We start from the raw sequence: 17,607 nt of genomic DNA on the forward strand, positions 1-17,607 counted from the left end.
CCACTCACGCAACCTGGAGGCCCTTTTGTCCGCCTATTCCCACGCCCAGCCCCACAGCGCTTCGCTGACCTGCACCGCCCTGTCCTTCGCCTGGCCCGACGGAACGGTCGTCCTCGACGACTTCCAGTTGGCCGTCGGCCCCGGACGCACCGGCCTCATCGGGGTCAACGGGTCCGGGAAGTCCACCCTGCTGAAGCTCTTCGCGGGGGAACTCACCCCCACCGGCGGCAAGGTGAAAGCGGCCGGCAGCATCGGCTATCTGCCGCAGAACCTCGTCCTCGACACCGGACTCAGGGTCGACGAGGCCCTGGAGATCGCGGAGACCCGCGCCGCCCTGCACGCCATCGAGGCCGGTGACGCCCGCGAGGAGAACTTCACCGCCGTCGGCGACGACTGGGACGTGGAGGAGCGTGCCCGCGCCACCCTGGACGGCCTCGGACTCGGTCACATCGGTCTGGACCGCACCCTCGGCGAGGTGTCCGGCGGCGAGTCCGTACTGCTGAGACTGGCGGCCCTGCTGCTGCGCCGGCCCGATGTGCTGCTGCTCGACGAACCGACCAACAATCTCGACCTCTACGCACGCCAGCGGCTGTACGACGCCGTGTCGGCCTGGTCCGGGGTGCTCGTCGTGGTCAGCCACGACCGCGAGCTCCTGGAACGGGTGGACCAGATCGCGGATCTGCGCGACGGCGAGGTCCGCTGGTACGGCGGCACCTTCTCCGAGTACGAGGAGGCGCTCGCCGTGGAACAGGAGGCGGCGACCCGGATGGTGCGGGTCGCCGAGGCCGACGTACAGAAGCAGAAGCGTGAACTGATCGAGGCGCAGGTCAAGTTGGCCAAGCGCAAGAAGTACGGCCAGAAGATGAGCGAGCAGAAGCGCGAACCCAAGATCGTGATGGGTCTGCGCAAGCGGGCCGCGCAGGAGTCGGCGGGCAAGCACCGGACCCTGCACGCGGAGCGGCTGAAGGGCGCCAAGGAACGGCTCGGCGAGGCCGAGGAGTTGGTGCGCGAGGACGATGTGGTCCGCATCGAGCTGCCGTACACCACGGTCCATCCTGGGCGCGGCGTGCTGGCCGTACGGGATCTCAAGATGCCGTACGGGGCGAGCCTGGACGGGGTGTTCGAGCTGCGCGGCCCCGAGCGGGTGGCACTGACCGGACGCAACGGGGCCGGCAAGACGACCCTGCTGCGCACCGTCGCCGGGCAGCTGGAGCCGCTTTCGGGAGAGGTGGAGCGGCTGGTTCCGCAGCGCTTCCTGCCGCAGCGGCTCGATGTGCTGGACGACTCGCTGAGTGTCGTGCAGAACGTCGCGCTGCTCGCCCCGTCCGCGACCAACAACCTGATCAGGGCACGCCTCGCCCGCTTCCTCTTCAAGGGGGCGAAGGCCGACCAGTCGGTGGGCACCCTGTCGGGCGGCGAGCGCTTCCGGGCGACCCTGGCGGCGCTGCTGCTCGCCGATCCGGCCCCGCAGCTCCTGATGCTGGACGAGCCGACGAACAATCTCGACATGGCGAGCGTCCGGCAGCTGACCGAGGCGTTGCAGGCCTACGAGGGCGCGCTGATCGTGGCCAGCCACGACGAGCCGTTCCTGGAGTCGATCGGGATCACCCGGCGGCTGCACCTGGGGGCGGCGGGGGAAGGGGAGGCGGAGGAGCCGGTGCCGGAGGACGGGTAGAAGCTGGAACCGATACCGGCCAGAAAGTGTTGGGTATCGGTTCCGGCGTCGCTGTTCGAGCGGCGGGGTGCATGTGGGGGTGCCGGACGGGAACCCGCTACTGATGGCGGCGGGGAGGTTGCGTGACTTGGCTCTCGCTCCGGCGGCGTGACCTGCATACATAACGGTATGTAGCGGTACGCAACGGACAGGGACTTGGCTCAGCGCTCACGCCGCGCTTAACCTACGGTCTCGTAACCTACGAATCCGTAGGTAACCGCCTTCGTCCCCGTCCCTCAGGAGTACCCGTGACGATCACCTCTCCCCACCTCGGCAGCTCGGAGGCGTGGACCGACGCCAAGCTGCTGTTCGCGCTGGAAGAGGTGGTGGAAAAGGAACTCAACCGCCACCTGAAGGTCACCAAGGACTGGATGCCGCACGAGTACGTCCCGTGGTCGGACGGCCGGAACTTCCCCGGCTACTTCGAGGACGGCGAGGCGTGGGACCCGGCGCAGTCCAAGGTGACCGACATCGGGCGCATCGCGCTCGTCGTGAACCTGCTGACCGAGGACAATCTGCCCAGCTACCATCACGAGATCGCCTCCCTGTTCGGCCGGGACGGCGCGTGGGGCACCTGGGTGCACCGCTGGACCGCCGAGGAGGGCCGGCACGGCATCGTGATGCGCGACTACCTGCTGGCCTCGCGCGCCGTGGACCCGGACAAGCTCGAACAGTTCCGGATGCAGCACATGAGCGAGGGCTTCGAGTCGGACAATCGGCACTCGATGCTGCACTCGGTGGCTTACGTGGCCTTCCAGGAGCTGGCGACGCGCATCTCGCACCGGAACACCGGCCACCAGTCCGGGGACCCGGTCTGCGACCGGATGCTGGCGCGGATCGCGACCGACGAGAACCTGCACATGGTCTTCTACCGGAACCTGCTGGGCGCGGCCTTCCAGCTGGCCCCCGACCTGACGATGCAGGCCGTGCGCGACGTGGTCGTGAACTTCCGGATGCCGGGGCACGGGATGCCGGGATTCGAGCGGGCCGCGGCGCAGATGGCGATCGGTGGGGTCTACAACATCCGGATTCACCATGACGATGTGATCCAGCCGGTGCTGAGGTTCCTGAAGGTGCTGGACATCGACGGGCTCGGTGCGGAGGGGCTGAAGGCTCAGGAGGAGCTGGGGCTTTACATGGGGGGGCTGGACGCGGAGGCGTCGAAGTTCGACGAGAAGCTGGCGACGAGGCTGGCGCGGAAGGCGGCCAGGGCGCAGGGGGCGTAAACGGGGGCGCCCACCCCTGGTAGCCCGCTTGGGCGGCGAGGCCGCTGCCCTCCCGCTCCTGGAAGCCCGCTTGGGCGACGGGCCGCTGCCCTCCCGCCCCTGGAAGCCCGCTTGGGCGGCGGGGCCGCCCCCCGGGGGCGGAACGGGCGGGCAAGGGGGCGGCCCCCGACGGAGTCGCACCCCACCCGCCCCGGCCCACCTGAGCCCCGCCCCCTCGCTCACTCAGCGGTGGCGTGTGGTGACTCCCAGGGCCTCGTCCCTGACGTCCCGTACCGGGTGTTCCCGTAGCGCCCGCAGGCACTCCCGCCACGGCTCCGCCCAGGACGTACGCCCCCCGCACGCCTCCGTGATCGCGACAGCCAGCAGCCCCGTGGCGTGGCCACCCCCGGCGGCGAGCGCGGTGGCCCGGCCGAGCAGGACCTCCTGGTCGCCCTCCGCCTGGTACCCGCCGATCCGGTCGCTCAGCGCCTCCGCGGTACGGACGGCCGCCGCGGGCCGCTCGTCGAGCAGTCGGCCCAATTGGGTCAGCGCCGCGTCCAGCTCCCCCGGCTCCGCGTCCAGCTCCAGCCCCCGTACCAGCAGCTCCGCCGCGTGCGGCACGAACTCCTCGTGCGCGCGGAGCACTCCCCCCGCCTCCCGCAGCACCGGCCTGGCCACCTCCGGTCGCGGCGCGCCCCAGCCCCCGTCGGTCAGTGCGCACAGCCGGGACACCAGGTGGTCCAGCCGGTACCTGGCCGGCAGGTCCCGGTCCGGCTCCTCGGCCGTGGCCAGGACGTTCAGCGCCCGGAGTACCGCGTCGCGGCCCACACCGGCAGCCGGCGCCCCGGCCACCAGGGCCTCGGCCGCCGTCCGCCAGCGCCGCCGGTCGGTCAGGTCGGTCAGCGCGGCCACCAGAACGTCGGTGGCACCGGGCAGCCAGGGCGCCCAGACACCGAGCGCGCCGAGCGCCGCCACCGCCAGTTCCGGGTCGTCGGTGCGGCACACCTCACGAACCAGCCCCGCGTAACGGGGCCGCAGCGGCTCGGCCAGGTCACCCGGCGCCACGCCCAGCACGGCCGCCCGCAGCGCGGTCCGCTCCACGGCGGGGGCGTCCGCGACCGCTCCCCCGGCCGCCGCGTCCTGGAGCATCCGCCAGGCGCGTGCGTCGTCGAGCAGCCGGGAGGCGTGCGACACACAGGCCGCGCGGACGTCGTGATGGCGGCCCGGGGTGGCATAGGTCCGGGTGACCAGGTCCACCGCGGTCGGCAGCGGGAGACGCAGGGCGGCGAGGCGGACCGTTTCCTTGGCGCCGGTGACCTTGGCGGGGGTTTCGGCACCGAGGACGTCGTCGAGCAGGGTGGCGAGCCGGGAGGGGCGAACGTGGCGGGAGGCGCCGGTCGCCGCGTGGACGGCGACCCGGGCCCGGTTCGTACCTGCCAGGGCGAGGAGCTCGGGAAGGGCGTCCGCGGGACGGTCGGTGAGGGCCAGGGCGCTCAACGCCGCCTCGGCGACCACCACTTCCTCGTCGCCGGTACGGCGCCGCACCTCGTCCGCCCCGATGCCGGGCAGCACGGCGAGCCGCCGGAGCGCCTGTACGCGGTCGTCCTCCCAGACGCCCTCGTCGGCCGCGACCGCGCTCAACTGCTGTGCGGCGGCCAGGTGCTGGCGCGGTACCCAGCGTCGGACGGCCGGGCCCACCGGGGCCAGCCACTGCCCCTCGTCCAGGAACCGGCTTTGGGGCGGGCCCTCGCCGAGAACCTGGTCGAGCAGGTCGGTGCGGGTGGTGGTGAGCACCTTCAGGACCTGCGGCACCACGGCGGCGGCCGGCTCGCGGTCGAGCAGCCGGGCCACCTTCTCGCTCCGGCCGGTGGGCGGTGCCAGCCAGGCTTCGATCGCGGTCCGTGCGGTGTCCTCGTTGGTGGAACGGGCGGCCTGCCACAGAAGTTCCCCGAGTGCCGCAACGCGGTGTGCGAGGCTGCCGAGTTGGGCGGTGAGGGTCAGGGTCAGCCGGTGGTCGTCCTTCTGTGCCGCCGCCTCCAGCAGCGGCAGCAACGCGGCCACCAGCAGCTGTTCCTGCCCCTGGCCCAGGTCCCGGTCGGCCCTTCGCCAGGCGACCACGCCCAGGTCGATCTCGCCGTGGCCGCGCGCGATCCCCGCCAGGGTCCGCAGGGCCCACCGCACCAGCGGGTTCCCGGGGTCCTGCGGGTGCGCCCGCAGCAGTTTCACCGCGAGGCTGCCGAGGTCACCGCGGGCGGACGCAGAGGTGTCGCGCGCCTCGGCCGCGTCGGTGGCGATCCGTTCCAGATGCGGGGCCGACGCCTCACCGAAGAGCGCGGCGGGCGTCCCCGCCAGGGCGGTCAGCGCGGCGGAACGTACCGGATCCTGCTCGTTGCGCAGCCGTGCCATCTCCTCCAGTACGGCGTCCATCGCGGCCGTGTCGTGGCTGCGGGACGCGTTGGCGATCAGCAGCGGCCAGGCCACGGCACGGTCCTCCGCGACGGGGCGGCGGGTGGCGGCGGTCAGCGTGTCGCGTACCTCGGCGGGCGGAAGGTAGGACTCCGCCCGCAGCACCGTGCTCCAGGAGATGTTGTCGGTGCGCTCCCGGTCCGCCATCCGCCGGGCGTACGCGGTGACGGCGCTGCGGGGCAGGGCGCCCAGCACCGCTTCCTCCAGCCTCGCCGGCGGTGTGTCCCTGCCCTCGACGGCTGCCAGATACAGGGCCTCGCGGCGGGACGGCGGGAGCGCCCCGATCAGGGTCAGCAGGGCGTGGTGGCCGACGAGGGCACGGGCGTAGCCGACCACCAGGTTCCAGGGAGCGTGCCGGGCGATCCGTCGCAGTACCGGGGCGCGGACGTATCCGCCGATGGACACGGAGAGCCCGAAGGGGGTGCGCAGCAGCCTCACCAGGTGCTCGGGTTCCGCCGTCGCCAGCAGGCCCAGGGCGTCCCGTACCGCCGCCGGCAGCCGGGCCGGCGGGTGCGCGTCCAGCATGCCGATCACCCGGCGGGGCACGGCACCGGCCGCGGAGTCCCCCGTCGCACGGGCCGCCGCCCGCAGCACCAACGCCACCGCGTGCCCGTAGCGCGTCCACCACCCCTCGCGCGCGGTCTCCGGCTGCCCGGCCAGGTCACGTTCCAGCGCGTCGAGCAGCGCGACCGGATGGCGGCGGGCGCAATCGTTCCAGCCCCGTGCGGCGTGGAAGAGGTCCGGCAGCGCCCGGCGGACCGTCTCCGCGCCGCAGCCGGGAAGCAGCCTGGCCGCCTCCTGCTCGCCCCAGGTGGCGCGCACCTCGCCGAGCAGCCGGTCGGCGAGTGCGGGGCGACGGCCTGCGGCGAGGTGGTGCAGCACGTCTCGGCGTACGACCGCGGAGGCGTCCTGGAGCGCGGCCGCGAACGCCGCGTCGGGCACCCCCACGCTGTCCGCGGCCCGCAGCGCATGGCCGCGCACGTAACGATCCGGGTCGTCGAGCCGGGCGGCGATCCAGTCGGTGTCCCGGCCCACAGAGGCGGCCACCACGGCCAGCCCGTTTCCGTACGCGCCGCGGCCCGCCAGCTCCTCCAGGACCGGCCTCAACGCCCCTTCGGCAACCAACTCCCCCACATCAAGGGCAAGTTGACGCATCCTTTCGGGGTGGGGCAGCGGGTCGATGGCGGCGAGGAGCCGGTCGGTCCTGTGCGGTGCGGTGAAGGGCATGCGGGGATTCTGCCTGCCCGCCGTACAGAGCTGTAATGGTTTTGCCGGGGAGCTCCGCGCAGTACGCCCGTTCGAGCCCAGTAATGTGTCCGCGTGAAACCTCTGACCCGTGTAGTTCTCATCGGCGCCCCGGTCGCCATCGTCGCCACCGTACTTTTCAGTGGCAATCCCGGCGGGGACGACCAGATCTACGACGAAAACACCGAAACCGGCGAGGCGCCCGGCGAGTCGGACGACGACCGCAAGCCGAAGACCGACGCGGAGCTCATAGCCAAGCTGCCGCCGGGTCTCGCGGACCCCGCCGCGAAGATACGGGCCGCGCAGGTCATCTCCACCGCGGAGAACTCCACCCTGAACTGGCGCGGTCAGTACACCTCGATCCGTGACGTCGGCGACGGCAACGGCTACACGGCCGGCGTCATCGGCTTCACCTCGGGCACCCACGACATGCTCCAGCTGATCCAGGACTACACCAAGACCCACCCGGACAACTCGCTGGCCCGCTACATCCCGGCGCTCGAAAAGGTCGACGGCACCGCCTCCCACGAGGGTCTGGACCCGGGGTTCACGCAGGCGTGGAAGCACGCGGCCAAGGAGCCGGACTTCCGCAAGGCGCAGGACGACGCCCGCGACAAGTACTACTTCAAGCCCGCCGTGGACCTCGCCAAGATGGACGGCCTGGGCACGCTCGGCCAGTTCATCTACTACGACGCGATGGTGCTGCACGGCCCCGGTCTCGACAAGCGCGGCTTCTACGGCATCCGTGAGACGGCGCGCAAGAAGGTCAAGGCGCCCTCCGAGGTCGAGGGCAAGGCCAAGGCGAAGGCCGAGCAGGACTATCTGAACGCCTTCCTCGACGAGACCCGCGAGGTGCTCCGGACGAAGAAGACGCTCAATGACACCTCCCGGATCGACACCGCGCAGCGGGTGTTCCTGAAGAAGGGGAACATGAACTTCAAGGCACCGCTGGAGTGGAAGATGTACGGGGAAGACTTCCGCATCAACCGCTGACGGGGGGCTGGTATGCGGGTCGGCGCGGATCCGCCGGTGGTGAACCTGTGGAGCTGTCGCGGCATGGGGCTGATGCTGTCGCTGGCCGGGTCCGAGCACCGGGAGGCGGCCCGGGAACGGGTCGTGCGGGAGTGGGAGCGCTGCCCGCAGCCCTCCCGGTTCCACTGGCCACGCCACCGCTACCCGGTGTCCGCCCTCCTCTGGACGCTCCGGCACGACGACCCCGCACTCAACTCCGGGGTGTACCGGAACGGGACGCTCCGGGGCGTCATCCGTGACGAGATCCGGCGCGGGCTGCGCTTCGGGCCCGTGCCGCCGGGCGCCGACCCCCGGGAGCCGCTGCACGTCGCGGACTCGGTGCGGCTCGCCACCGACATCCGGCCGGACGAGTTCCGGTTCGACGACCCGGCCGAGCTGGTCGCCGCGCTGCGGGCGGGCACCGGGATGAAGCGGGCCGACGCGGCCGCCCGCCGGGTCGGCCGGGACGACTGGGGTGCCGTCGTCCGGGCGGACCGGGAGCAGCCGCTCCCCGGCCACGCACGCTGGGCGCTCGCCATCCGGCCGGACTGCCCGTCCTGGGCCCGCAGCGGTTTCGACACCCATCCCGCGTTCGCCCACCGCCTGCGGCAGGCCGGGATCTTCGACGGGCCACGGCACTACCTCGAAACCGGCCGCCCGGCGATACAGGTGCTGAATGTGCTGGCGAACGGGGACAGGTCCTTCCCCGGCCTGACGGAGGCCGTGCCGCCGTTGCGGGCGTGGGTGCGCGAGGTGCTCGGCGGGGACGGGGACGCGTGGGCCCAATTGGCTTGGCTGCTACCGGGGTTCACCGGGACGGCGCCGGAGCTGTTCGACTCCGTACGTGGGTAACTGCGCACCCCTACAGTGACTCTCGGCTCACCGACTCGCGACTCACCAGCTCGCGACTCACGACTCACCGTCCCACCGACCCGGCCGGTTCGACGGCGGCCCCGACCGGATTCGAACCGGCGTATCCTCACCCGCTGAATGAGCGCGTCGACCTCTGCGCTACGGGGCCGCCCGGACACCCCGGACGACCGGATTCGAACCGGCCTGCCCCCTCGCACGAGGGGTGTGGCTGCCTCTGCACTACGCGACCCGGAGCAACCGGGACCGAGTGTAGAGCCTGAGTCCCGCCCCGGCGCCCCCGCCCGCCCCTCCAGGCCCTCAGCCCCCTCAACTCCCCTGCCGCGCATCCTCCCTGACCAGCTCCGCCGCCTTCTCCGCCAGTGCCACCGTCGGCGCGTGGGTGTGCCCGCGCGTGATGTTGGGCATCACCGAGGCGTCCACGACGCGCAGTCCGGCCACTCCCCTGACCCGCAGCCTGGGGTCGGTCACCGAACCCCGGTCGCGGCCCATCCGGCAGGTACCGGTGGGGTGGTAGAGGGTTTCCAGGGAACCGCGCAGCGAGGCGATCAGCTCGTCGTCGCCGACGACGCCCGGGTAGTGGCCCATCGGTCCGCTGGTGTACGGGGACAGGGCGCGGCCGGTGAACAGGTTCTCCGCCTTCCGCACTCCCGCCACGATCCGCCGCAGGTCGGCCTCGTCGGTGAGGTAACCGGCGTCGATGCGCGGCCCGTCGGCCGGATCGGATCCGGCCGGGGTGATCCGCCCCGAGCTGGCGGGCTGGAGCAGGACCACGCCAATGGTGAGCCCGTGTTCGGTGGGCGGGGTCAGGCCGTGGTCGATGAACGGCACCGGAGCGAAGATCAACTCCAGGTCGGGGGCGTCCAGGCCGGGGGCGCTGCGGACGAAGGCGACGGCCTCGGCCACGTTGGAGGTGAGCGGGCCGCGCCCGGCGAGCAGGAAGCGGGCGAGGTTGGCGGGGGTGTCGGCGCCGGTGAGGGTGGTCGGGCAGGTGCAGCGCATGGTGACGGCCGTGGAGAGGTGGTCCTTGAGGTTGTGGCCGACCTCGGGCGAGGTGACGCGCGGGGTGATGCCGGCTGCGCGGAGGGTGTCGGGGTCGCCGATCCCGGAGTGCATCAGCAGGTGCGGGGACCCGATGGCGCCTGCGGCGAGGATGACCTCGCGGCGGGCGGTGAGGGCGCCGGGGACGCCGTCGGCCTCCACGCCCACGATCCGCTCGCCGGCCGCGTCGTAGCGCAGCCTGCGGACCCGGGCGCCGGTGAGAATGTCGAGGTTGGGGCGGCGCCCGGCCGGGGCCAGATAGCCGTCGGCGGCGCTCCAGCGTCTGCCGCGCCGCTGGTTGAGCGGGGTGAGGGCGCAGCCGCTGTGGTCGGGGCCGTTGAGCTCGGGCAGTTCGTCGATGCCCGCTTCGCGGCAGGCGTCCATGAAGGCGCCGGTCAGGGCGTTGGGGTCACGCGGCGGTGAGATGAACAGCGGCCCTGCGGTGCCGTACACGGTGTGCGCCGGGGTGTGTCCGGTCCATCGCTCGGCCCGCCGGAAGTAGCGTACGAACTCGTCGTACGACCACTCGTGGCCCGCGGCCTCTCCCCAGGCGTCGTAGTCGTCGCGGTGGCCGCGCACCCACATCATGGCGTTCATGGAGGAGCTGCCGCCGAGCATGTGGCCGCGCGGCCAGTAGAGTTCGCGCCCGTCGAGGGCCTCCTGCTTCGAGGTGTGGAAGTTCCAGTCGTACGGCGTCCCGAACAGCTTCGGGAAGGCGGCGGGTATCCGGATCTCCGGCTTGGTACGGCGGTCGGGGCCGCCGGACTCGATGAGTGCGACACGCACGGTGGGGTCCTCGGAGAGCCGGGCGGCGAGCACACAGCCCGCCGAGCCGGCGCCGACGACGAGGTAGTCGTAGACAGGGCTGGCACCGGACTTGCGGGCGTTCTGGCGGCGGCTCAACTCGGCTCCCCTGGATCACTGTTGGACACGGCGTCGACTGCTCGGCCCCCAGCATGACCGCAGTGGGCCGGGGTTACCAGGGGGTAGTCACTGCCGGGGCGTCGTCACAGCCAGGGGGTCGTCACGGCCAAGGGGTGGTCACCGGGTGGCGTCGGAACGCCGCATCTCCTGGCGTTCCTTCTCGGAGAAGCCGCCCCAGACACCGAACCGCTCGTCGTGGGTCAGGGCGAACTCCAGGCACACGGCGCGCATGTCGCAGGCACCGCAGAGCTGCTTGGCCTCGCGGGTGGAGCTGCCGGGCTCGGGAAAGAAGAACTCCGGTCCGGTCTGGGCGCACAGGGCGCCGTCCTGCCAGGACAGCTCGCTCCCGGTGGCGCTGAGGCTTCGGGAAATGGTCTCGATCGACATGGCATTCACCGTGCCCGGTCGCGATCAACACCTGATCAACGAGCGTTCAACGACTCAGCGGACGGACCCGGCGGCCCGGGCATTCCAGCACCCCGCCCACTCCAGCACCCCGTCGCTCCAGCACCCCGGCATTGCAGCACCCCGACGCCGATTTCCCAAAGCGTTGCGCCGCTTCCACGTGTCGTACTTCCACGTGTCGTACTTCCACGTCCCGTGCGGGACCCTCAAGCGGCCGCCGCGGCCCCGCCCGCGTGCGCCGGGGCCCGGTCGCGCCCGCCCGGGTGCCGGTGGCGCCACACCCAGAACACCGTGCAGGACACCAGCGACCAGGCCGCCAGGACCAGGAACGGCTTGAGGTGCTGGTGGCCCTGGAAGTACACGGCGGTGTGCTGGGCGTTGACGGACGCGCCCGGCGGCAGCCACTGACCGATGTGGCCGAGCAGCGAGGGCAGCAGCGGCCAGGAGACGGCCCCGCCGGAGGAGGGGTTGCCGAGCAGCACCATCAGGCCCCAGGTCGGCAGCATCGCCCAGCGTCCCATCATGGTGTTGAACATGGTGAAGACCATCCCCGAGGTGAACATGGTCAGCGCGAGGATCAGCCAGGACTCGACGAACGGCAGGTCCAGGGCGCCCAGCAGCCAGTCCACCACCGCGGCGATGGCGAAGGAGCCGAGGAGTGCGTAGGCGGCGGTGAACCCGATGCGTTCGGCGGGGTTCAACCCCCTCGCGTGGACGCTGAGTTGAATAGCCCCGACGAATCCGATGATGACTGCGGCGAGTGAGATGTAGAAGAGGGCGAGGCCGCGCGGGTCGCCCTTCTGGAGCGGTTTGACGTCCTTGACGGTGACCTCGACACCGGTGGCCTTGCCGACCTTCAGCCCCGTCTCGGCGAGCAGCTGGGCGACCGAGGCGCCGGAAGCGCCCGCCACGTCCAGGGTCAGCCCACCGCGCTGCTGCGCCCGCAGCACCGCGAAGGCCCGCTGCTCGTCCATCGCCTCGCGGGCCTGCCGGTACGTCGGATAGTCGGTGACCTCCAGCGAGCCGGGCAGCGCCTGGTCCGTCCCGGCGACCATGGCCCTGATCTGCGGGGCCTGGGGGTCACCGGCCACGGCCACCGGGATCCGGTGCGGGGTGGGGTTGGCCATCGTGTACGTGTAGGAACCGGCGAAGAGCCCGGCCGCGATCGCCAGGATGAACACCAGCACCGTCGCGGGCAGGAACGGCGTCTGCTTGAACCCCTCCCACTTCTCCGCCCCGGTAGGAACCCGGCCGTGCGCGCCGTGCGGATGGCCACCGGCGTCCCCGCCTCCGGCCGACTGCCCCTCCGCCGCCGGTGTTTCGCTGCTCATCCCGCGCCCTCACCCTCGTCATTCTTCTCGGTCTTCTCGGTCTTCTCGGTCTTCTCGGTCCGCTTGGCGCGGCTCGGGGCGACCCGTTTCGGCTCGCCCGGCATCTTGGGGTAGTCCGGCGGGTACGGCAGATCGCCGAGCCCCCGGTCGTGCGCGTCCTGTTCCGCCAGCTCCAGCAGCGAGTCCAGCGAGAAGGCGTGCTGCTCCATGTCCTCGTGTACGTCGCCGAGTTCGGCGAACCGGGCGGGCATGGTCGCCACGTCGAAGTCCTCGGGGCGTACGTCGTCCAGCTCCTCCCACCGCAGCGGTGCGGAGACCGGCGCGTGGGGCTTCGGGCGGATCGAGTAGGCGGAGGCCATGGTGCGGTCGCGGGCGGTCTGGTTGTAGTCGACGAAGATGCGCTCCCCGCGCTCCTCCTTCCACCACGCGGTGGTCACCGCGTCCGGCATCCGCCGCTCCAGTTCCCGCCCGACGGCGATCGCGGCACGTCGTACGGCGGTGAAGTCCCAGCGCGCCTCGATCGGCACGAACACATGCAGCCCGCGCCCGCCGGAAGTCTTGGGCCAGCCGCGCAGTCCGTGTTCCTCCAGCACTTCGCGGAGCCGGTGGGCGGCGCGCACCGCGTCCGTGAAGTCGGTGCCGGGCTGCGGGTCGAGGTCGATGCGCAGTTCGTCGGGGTGGTCGGGGCGTTCCCGGCGTACCGCCCAGGGGTGGAAGGTCAGGGTCCCCAGATTGGCGGCCCACAGGACGGCGGCGAGCTCGGTCGGGCAAACCTCGTCGGCGGTACGGCCACTGGGGAAGGCGATGGTGGCGGTCGGCAGCCACTCGGGCACCTTCTTCGGGGCCCGCTTCTGGTAGAAGGACTCGCCCTCCACCCCGTCGGGGAAGCGCTCCAGGGTGGTCGGCCGCTCGCGCAGGGCGCGCAGGATGCCGGGGCCGACGGCCAGGTAGTACTCGGCGACATCGCGCTTGGTGAAACCGCGCTCCGGAAAATAGATCTTGTCCGGGCTCGACAGTCGCACCGCGCGCCCTCCCGCTTCCAGCTCGATCGCCTCGCCCGTCTTGCCCATGTGCGCCACGGTAGGCCGAGCCTACATATGCCGCATATCGGAGGATCAGGCAGGGTCAGACTTATGGCACAAAAACCCCCGAAACCTTCCGAGCCCCCACACCGGATGAGCCTTCCGGTCATGCCTCCGGTGAAGCCGATGCTGGCGAAGTCGGTGAAGAAGATCCCGCCGGGCATGCAGTACGAGGCCAAGTGGGACGGATTCCGGGCGATCGTGCACCGGGACGGCCCGGAGATCGTCATCGGCTCCCGTACCGGCAAGCCGCTGACCCGCTACTTTCCCGAGCTGGTGGCGGGCCTGCTCGCCGAGCTGCCGCCGCGCTGCGTCATCGACGGCGAGATCGTCGTCGCCCAGGACGGCCGGCTGGACTTCGAGCGGCTCTCCGAGCGCATCCACCCGGCGGACTCCCGGATCGCCCTGCTCGCGAACCGGACCCCGGCCAGCTTCGTCGCCTTCGATCTGCTCGCCCTGGAGGACCTGGCGCTGTTCGACGTTCCCCTGGAGCAGCGGCGCAAGGCTCTCCGCGACGTACTGGAGGGAGCGGGTCCGCCGGTCCATCTGGCCCCCGCGACGACCGATCCCCAGGTCGCGCAGCTCTGGTTCGAACGCTTCGAGGGAGCCGGCCTGGACGGCGTCATGGCCAAGCCGCTCACCCTCCCCTACCGGCCCGACGCCCGCCTGATGTACAAGATCAAGCACGAGCGCACGGCCGACTGCGTGGTCGCGGGCTACCGGCTGCACAAGACGGCGGGCGACGCGGTCGGCTCACTGCTGCTCGGCCTGTACGACGCCGAGGGCGTCCTCCAGCACGCCGGGGCCTGCTCCGCCTTCACCATGCAGCGCCGCAGAGAACTCGTCGGCGAGCTGGCCCCGCTGCGTCTGGACTCCCCGGCCGACCACCCGTGGGCGGCCTGGGAGGACCAGTCCGCCCACGAGACGAACCGCCTCCCGGGCAGCCAGAACCGCTGGTCGGGCGGCAAGGACAAGTCCTGGGTGGCGCTGGCGCCGGAGCGGGTGGCCGAAGTGGCTTACGACCACATGCAGGGCACCCGCTTCCGCCACACCACTCAGTTCCGCCGGTGGCGCCCGGACCGGGACCCGGCAAGCTGCCGGTACGACCAGTTGGAGGAACCGGTCGGCTACGACCTGTCGGAGGTGCTGGGCGGCGTGCTCTGAGCACCTGCGCCCGAGGGGCCGGGGTGCGGGGCTCCTACTGCCGCCACTGGTCCTTCGCCGACACGCCGGGCAGGGGCTTGCCGATCAGGGCCAGCGGGACGAAGAAGCAGACCTGGCTGATGGCCAGGACGAGCGTGGTGAGGGCCTTGTCGTCGTAGTGGGCGGACGCCTGGGCGTAGAGCTGGTCCGAGACGCGCTCACCGGCGGAATTCGCGGTGAGGACCGCGTCCACCAACGCCAGGGCGGCGCGCTCGGCGTCGGTGAAGAGGGAAGCGCCCTGCCAGGAGGCGACAGCGGCCACCCGCTCCTCGGCCTCCCCGGCCCTGCGGAGGCCGCCGGTGTGCCGCGCGGTCAGATAGTCGCTGCCGACGATCTGGCCGGCCCGCAGCTGGACCAGGCTGATGGTGGTCCTCGGCACCGAACCGTTCGCGGTCGCCTTGAACAACGCGCCGCCGATGTCATCGAGCTCGGGGACGAACTGGACCGGGTTGGGCAGTCGCGACTCGGTGCGGGCGTTCGTGGTGGTCATGGTGTGGTTTCCTTCCGGGGTTCAACTCGGGTGCTTCAACTCGGGTGCTTCAACTCGGGTGCTTCGACGTGGTGTTACTGGCATGACGGATCACATCCGGCAGAGGTGACCGGTCCGCGGCGGTCACCTTTTCGACGCCCCGTCCGTCATCCGTACGACACCGTCGAAGAACCCCCGGAGAGAGGAATCGCACCGTGGAGGCCCATGACTTCCTGGCCGACCGTTTCGAGGGGCACCGCCCCCGTCTCACCGCGGTCGCCCACCGCATGCTCGGCTCGTCGGCGGAGGCCGAGGACGCGGTCCAGGAGGCGTGGTTGCGGCTGGCCCGGTCGGACTCCGGTGACATCGACAACCTGGGCGGCTGGCTGACCACCGTGGTGGGCCGGGTCTGTCTGGATCTGCTGCGGTCGCGGAAGTCACGGCGCGAGGAGCCGCTGGAGTACCGGCTGCCCGACCCGGTGATCGGCGAGGAGCGGGGCGTCGACCCGGAGCAGGAGGTCATGCTGGCCGACTCGGTGGGCCTCGCGCTGCTGGTGGTGCTGGAGTCGCTGAGCCCGGCGGAGCGGCTGGCGTTCGTGCTGCATGACCTGTTCGGGCTGCCGTTCGAGCAGATAGCGCCCCTCGTGGACCGCACTCCGGCGTCGGCCAAGAAGCTCGCCAGCCGGGCGCGGCTGCGGATCCGTGGTGCGGCCCCTGCGCCCGATCCCGACCCAGCCGATCAGCGTCGGGTGGTGGAGGCGTTTCTCTCTGCCGCGCGGAGTGGGGACTTCGAGTCGCTGCTGGCCGTCCTCGACCCGGAGGTGGTGCTGCGTGCCGATGCCGGCGCGCTGAACGGCGGGATGAAGGTCATCCGGGGCATTACGGCTGTGGCCGCTCAGGCCGCCACCTTCCGGCGCATGGCCACCAGCGCCACCACCCGCCCGGTCTCCGTCAACGGCCTCGCCGGCCTCCTCAACACCGTCGACGGCCAACTCATCTCCGTCATGGGCTTCACCGTCACCCAAGGCCGCATCGCCACCATCGACATCCTCTCCGACCCCACCCGCCTGGCAAGCCTCGACCTGACCCGCTTGGGCGCGTAAGTGCCTGTGTCTGTACCCCGGTCGGGCACCCGCCCCCCTCACCTCACCGCCCGGTGATCTTCTCCCACTCCTCCCGACTCGGCCCCACCCTCCCCGGCACCCAGTCCGGCCGCCCCGCCAACCACTCCTCCAAGTGCCGCACCACCTCCGGATCCCCGTACGCCTCCCGAGGCAACGCCACCAAGTGCCGCACCCTCGACCGCGCCCGCCCCACCACCGGATCCCGCAACCCGCACACCAACATCGCCGCCCGCTGCCGCGCCATCCCGGCCGGCACCTCCGTCGACCGCTCCGCGAACCGCTCCCCGATCCCCTGGTCCGTCTGCACCTGCACGTCGAACCAGGGCTTCAGCGTGCGCACCGCCCACGCGTGGTACTCCGCCGCGAACTCCGCACTCGCCAGGTCCGCTCCCTCGGCCGCCCGCCCCGCCATCCACCGCGCCGACCAGAGCGCCAGCGAGATCCCCTGCGCCATGGTGGGGTTGGTGTGGATGAAGCTGTCCCCCAGGGCCAGCAGCCCCCGCACCACCGGCCCCTGCTCGTCGACCAGCGCACTCCACCGGTTGTCGAGCCCGGCCATCGGCAACACCTCGGACAGCGGTTCGACGTCCAGCGAGAGCCAGTCGGCGCCGGACGGAAACGACCGGGCCGCCGTCTCGAAGACGGCCGGGTCGCGCAGCGCCGTACGCGTCGGATCGTCGGTGTGCAGGAAGAGCGCGACCCCGAATACCCGGTTGTCGGACGGGAAGACGGCACAGCCACCGAAGGACCCACCGGCCAGCGCCAACGCGCCCTGCACCGGCTCCCGTGGGCCTTCCGCCCGCCGGTACCACCGGCAGAAGTAGGCGACACCGGTCCGGTGCCGCTCCACCACCGGCGGCCTGCACCCCGCCTCGACCAGCCAGTCCCCGGTGTTCACCCGGCGCCCGCCGCAGTCGATGACCACGTCCGCCGGGTGGACTTCCTCGCCGGTACGCAGCCCCGTCACCCGGGGCACCTCGCCACCGCCCTCGACGACCAGGCCGGTCACCCGCACCCCGTAGCGCACAGTCGCGTGCGCCTCGGCTCGCAGCGCGTCGGTGAGGACGGACTCCACCAGGATCCGCCGGGTCTGGAGCATGACGAGGTCCTCGTCGCCCGGCCTGGCCGGCGGCCGCCGCTCCCCGTACCAGTCAAGCTCGTGGTACTCGGCCGCCCCGCGGCGCAGCAACTCCGCGTACACATCGGGCAGTTCGTCGCGCAGCACAGCGCGGGCGGCGCCGATCAGGGTGTGCGGCTGGGTGGCCTGCGGGACGGTGGCGGGGCGCGGCCAGTCGAAGAAGTCCGCGTCGAGGTCGTCGCCGGGTGCGCGCGCGTCGCGTTCGAAGAGGGTGACGCGATGGCCGCGCCGGGCGAGGAGCAGGGCCGAGGCCAGTCCGGCGATGCCGCCGCCGATCACCGCGAAGTCGGTCATGTGTCGTGCTCCTCACAGCAGTTGCTCTCGGACGGCTCAGCACTCTCCCGGGAGCATCCTGCCTCACGAGGCGGCGGATTCCGGA

Annotated in this window: 13 protein-coding genes and 2 tRNA genes; 6 read left to right on the top strand and 9 right to left on the bottom strand. The window is 71.8% G+C overall.

Translation table 11 applies throughout. From position 1 onward, the window contains the following. Positions 1-25 precede the first annotated feature (25 nt). Positions 26-1,675 carry an ABC-F family ATP-binding cassette domain-containing protein gene (locus tag ACIA73_RS20680; RefSeq protein WP_399440061.1) on the top strand — a complete coding sequence of 550 codons (1,650 nt, stop codon included), beginning with the start codon at positions 26-28 and terminating at the stop codon, positions 1,673-1,675. A 287-nt stretch (positions 1,676-1,962) separates the two neighbouring features. Next, positions 1,963-2,940: an acyl-ACP desaturase gene (locus ACIA73_RS20685; protein ID WP_399440062.1), complete on the top strand. Its 978-nt coding sequence runs from the start codon at positions 1,963-1,965 to the stop codon at positions 2,938-2,940. A gap of 222 nt (positions 2,941-3,162) precedes the next feature. Here the strand turns inward: ACIA73_RS20685 and ACIA73_RS20690 are convergent, their stop codons facing one another. After that, positions 3,163-6,612 carry a hypothetical protein gene (locus ACIA73_RS20690; RefSeq protein WP_399440063.1) on the bottom strand — a complete coding sequence of 1,150 codons (3,450 nt, stop codon included), beginning with the start codon at positions 6,610-6,612 and terminating at the stop codon, positions 3,163-3,165. 93 nt (positions 6,613-6,705) lie between these two features. Here ACIA73_RS20690 and ACIA73_RS20695 point away from each other — a divergent pair, with 93 nt between their 5' ends. Together ACIA73_RS20695 and ACIA73_RS20700 are read left to right on the top strand one after the other, a co-directional pair. Continuing rightward, entirely contained in the window at positions 6,706-7,623 is a 918-nt protein-coding gene (locus tag ACIA73_RS20695) for a chitosanase (protein WP_399440064.1), read from the top strand. A gap of 63 nt (positions 7,624-7,686) precedes the next feature. Next, positions 7,687-8,493, top strand: a complete 807-nt coding sequence (locus ACIA73_RS20700) for a hypothetical protein (RefSeq protein WP_399440066.1) — start codon at positions 7,687-7,689, stop codon at positions 8,491-8,493. Between the two features lie 96 nt (positions 8,494-8,589). Here ACIA73_RS20700 and ACIA73_RS20705 read toward each other — a convergent pair. The 6 genes from ACIA73_RS20705 to ligD all read right to left on the bottom strand — a co-directional run bounded on the left by ACIA73_RS20705 (position 8,590) and on the right by ligD (position 13,282). Beyond that, positions 8,590-8,662: transfer RNA gene (locus ACIA73_RS20705), tRNA-Leu, on the bottom strand. A 10-nt stretch (positions 8,663-8,672) separates the two neighbouring features. Then, positions 8,673-8,746: transfer RNA gene (locus ACIA73_RS20710), tRNA-Ala, on the bottom strand. Between the two features lie 74 nt (positions 8,747-8,820). Beyond that, positions 8,821-10,455 (bottom strand): GMC family oxidoreductase, encoded by a 1,635-nt coding sequence (locus tag ACIA73_RS20715; RefSeq protein WP_399440067.1) that lies wholly within the window; start codon positions 10,453-10,455, stop codon positions 8,821-8,823. Between the two features lie 138 nt (positions 10,456-10,593). Then, positions 10,594-10,863 carry a WhiB family transcriptional regulator gene (locus tag ACIA73_RS20720; RefSeq protein WP_399440068.1) on the bottom strand — a complete coding sequence of 90 codons (270 nt, stop codon included), beginning with the start codon at positions 10,861-10,863 and terminating at the stop codon, positions 10,594-10,596. 224 nt (positions 10,864-11,087) lie between these two features. Next, positions 11,088-12,212, bottom strand: a complete 1,125-nt coding sequence (locus ACIA73_RS20725) for an ABC transporter permease (RefSeq protein ID WP_399440069.1) — start codon at positions 12,210-12,212, stop codon at positions 11,088-11,090. After that, positions 12,209-13,282, bottom strand: a complete 1,074-nt coding sequence (gene ligD, locus ACIA73_RS20730; protein ID WP_399440070.1) for a non-homologous end-joining DNA ligase — start codon at positions 13,280-13,282, stop codon at positions 12,209-12,211. The genes ACIA73_RS20725 and ligD overlap by 4 nt, the downstream gene beginning before the upstream one ends. A 105-nt stretch (positions 13,283-13,387) precedes the next feature. Between ligD and ACIA73_RS20735 the strand changes: the two genes are divergently transcribed. Then, positions 13,388-14,458, top strand: a complete 1,071-nt coding sequence (locus ACIA73_RS20735; RefSeq protein ID WP_399440071.1) for an ATP-dependent DNA ligase — start codon at positions 13,388-13,390, stop codon at positions 14,456-14,458. Positions 14,459-14,492: 34 nt separating this feature from the next. Here ACIA73_RS20735 and ACIA73_RS20740 read toward each other — a convergent pair whose 3' ends face one another. Continuing rightward, complete coding sequence (locus ACIA73_RS20740) at positions 14,493-14,987, bottom strand: carboxymuconolactone decarboxylase family protein (protein ID WP_399440072.1); 495 nt, start codon at positions 14,985-14,987, stop codon at positions 14,493-14,495. A 194-nt stretch (positions 14,988-15,181) separates the two neighbouring features. Here ACIA73_RS20740 and ACIA73_RS20745 point away from each other — a divergent pair, with 194 nt between their 5' ends. Further along, positions 15,182-16,069: a sigma-70 family RNA polymerase sigma factor gene (locus ACIA73_RS20745; protein ID WP_399440073.1), complete on the top strand. Its 888-nt coding sequence runs from the start codon at positions 15,182-15,184 to the stop codon at positions 16,067-16,069. Between the two features lie 43 nt (positions 16,070-16,112). Here the strand turns inward: ACIA73_RS20745 and ACIA73_RS20750 are convergent, their stop codons facing one another. Next, the gene (locus ACIA73_RS20750; protein WP_399440074.1) at positions 16,113-17,522 is read right to left on the bottom strand and encodes an NAD(P)/FAD-dependent oxidoreductase; all 1,410 of its coding nucleotides are present in this window, start codon (positions 17,520-17,522) and stop codon (positions 16,113-16,115) included. Positions 17,523-17,607: the final 85 nt, after the last annotated feature.

Source organism: Streptomyces sp. NPDC051561 (assembly GCF_044454195.1).
Lineage (GTDB): Bacteria > Actinomycetota > Actinomycetes > Streptomycetales > Streptomycetaceae > Streptomyces.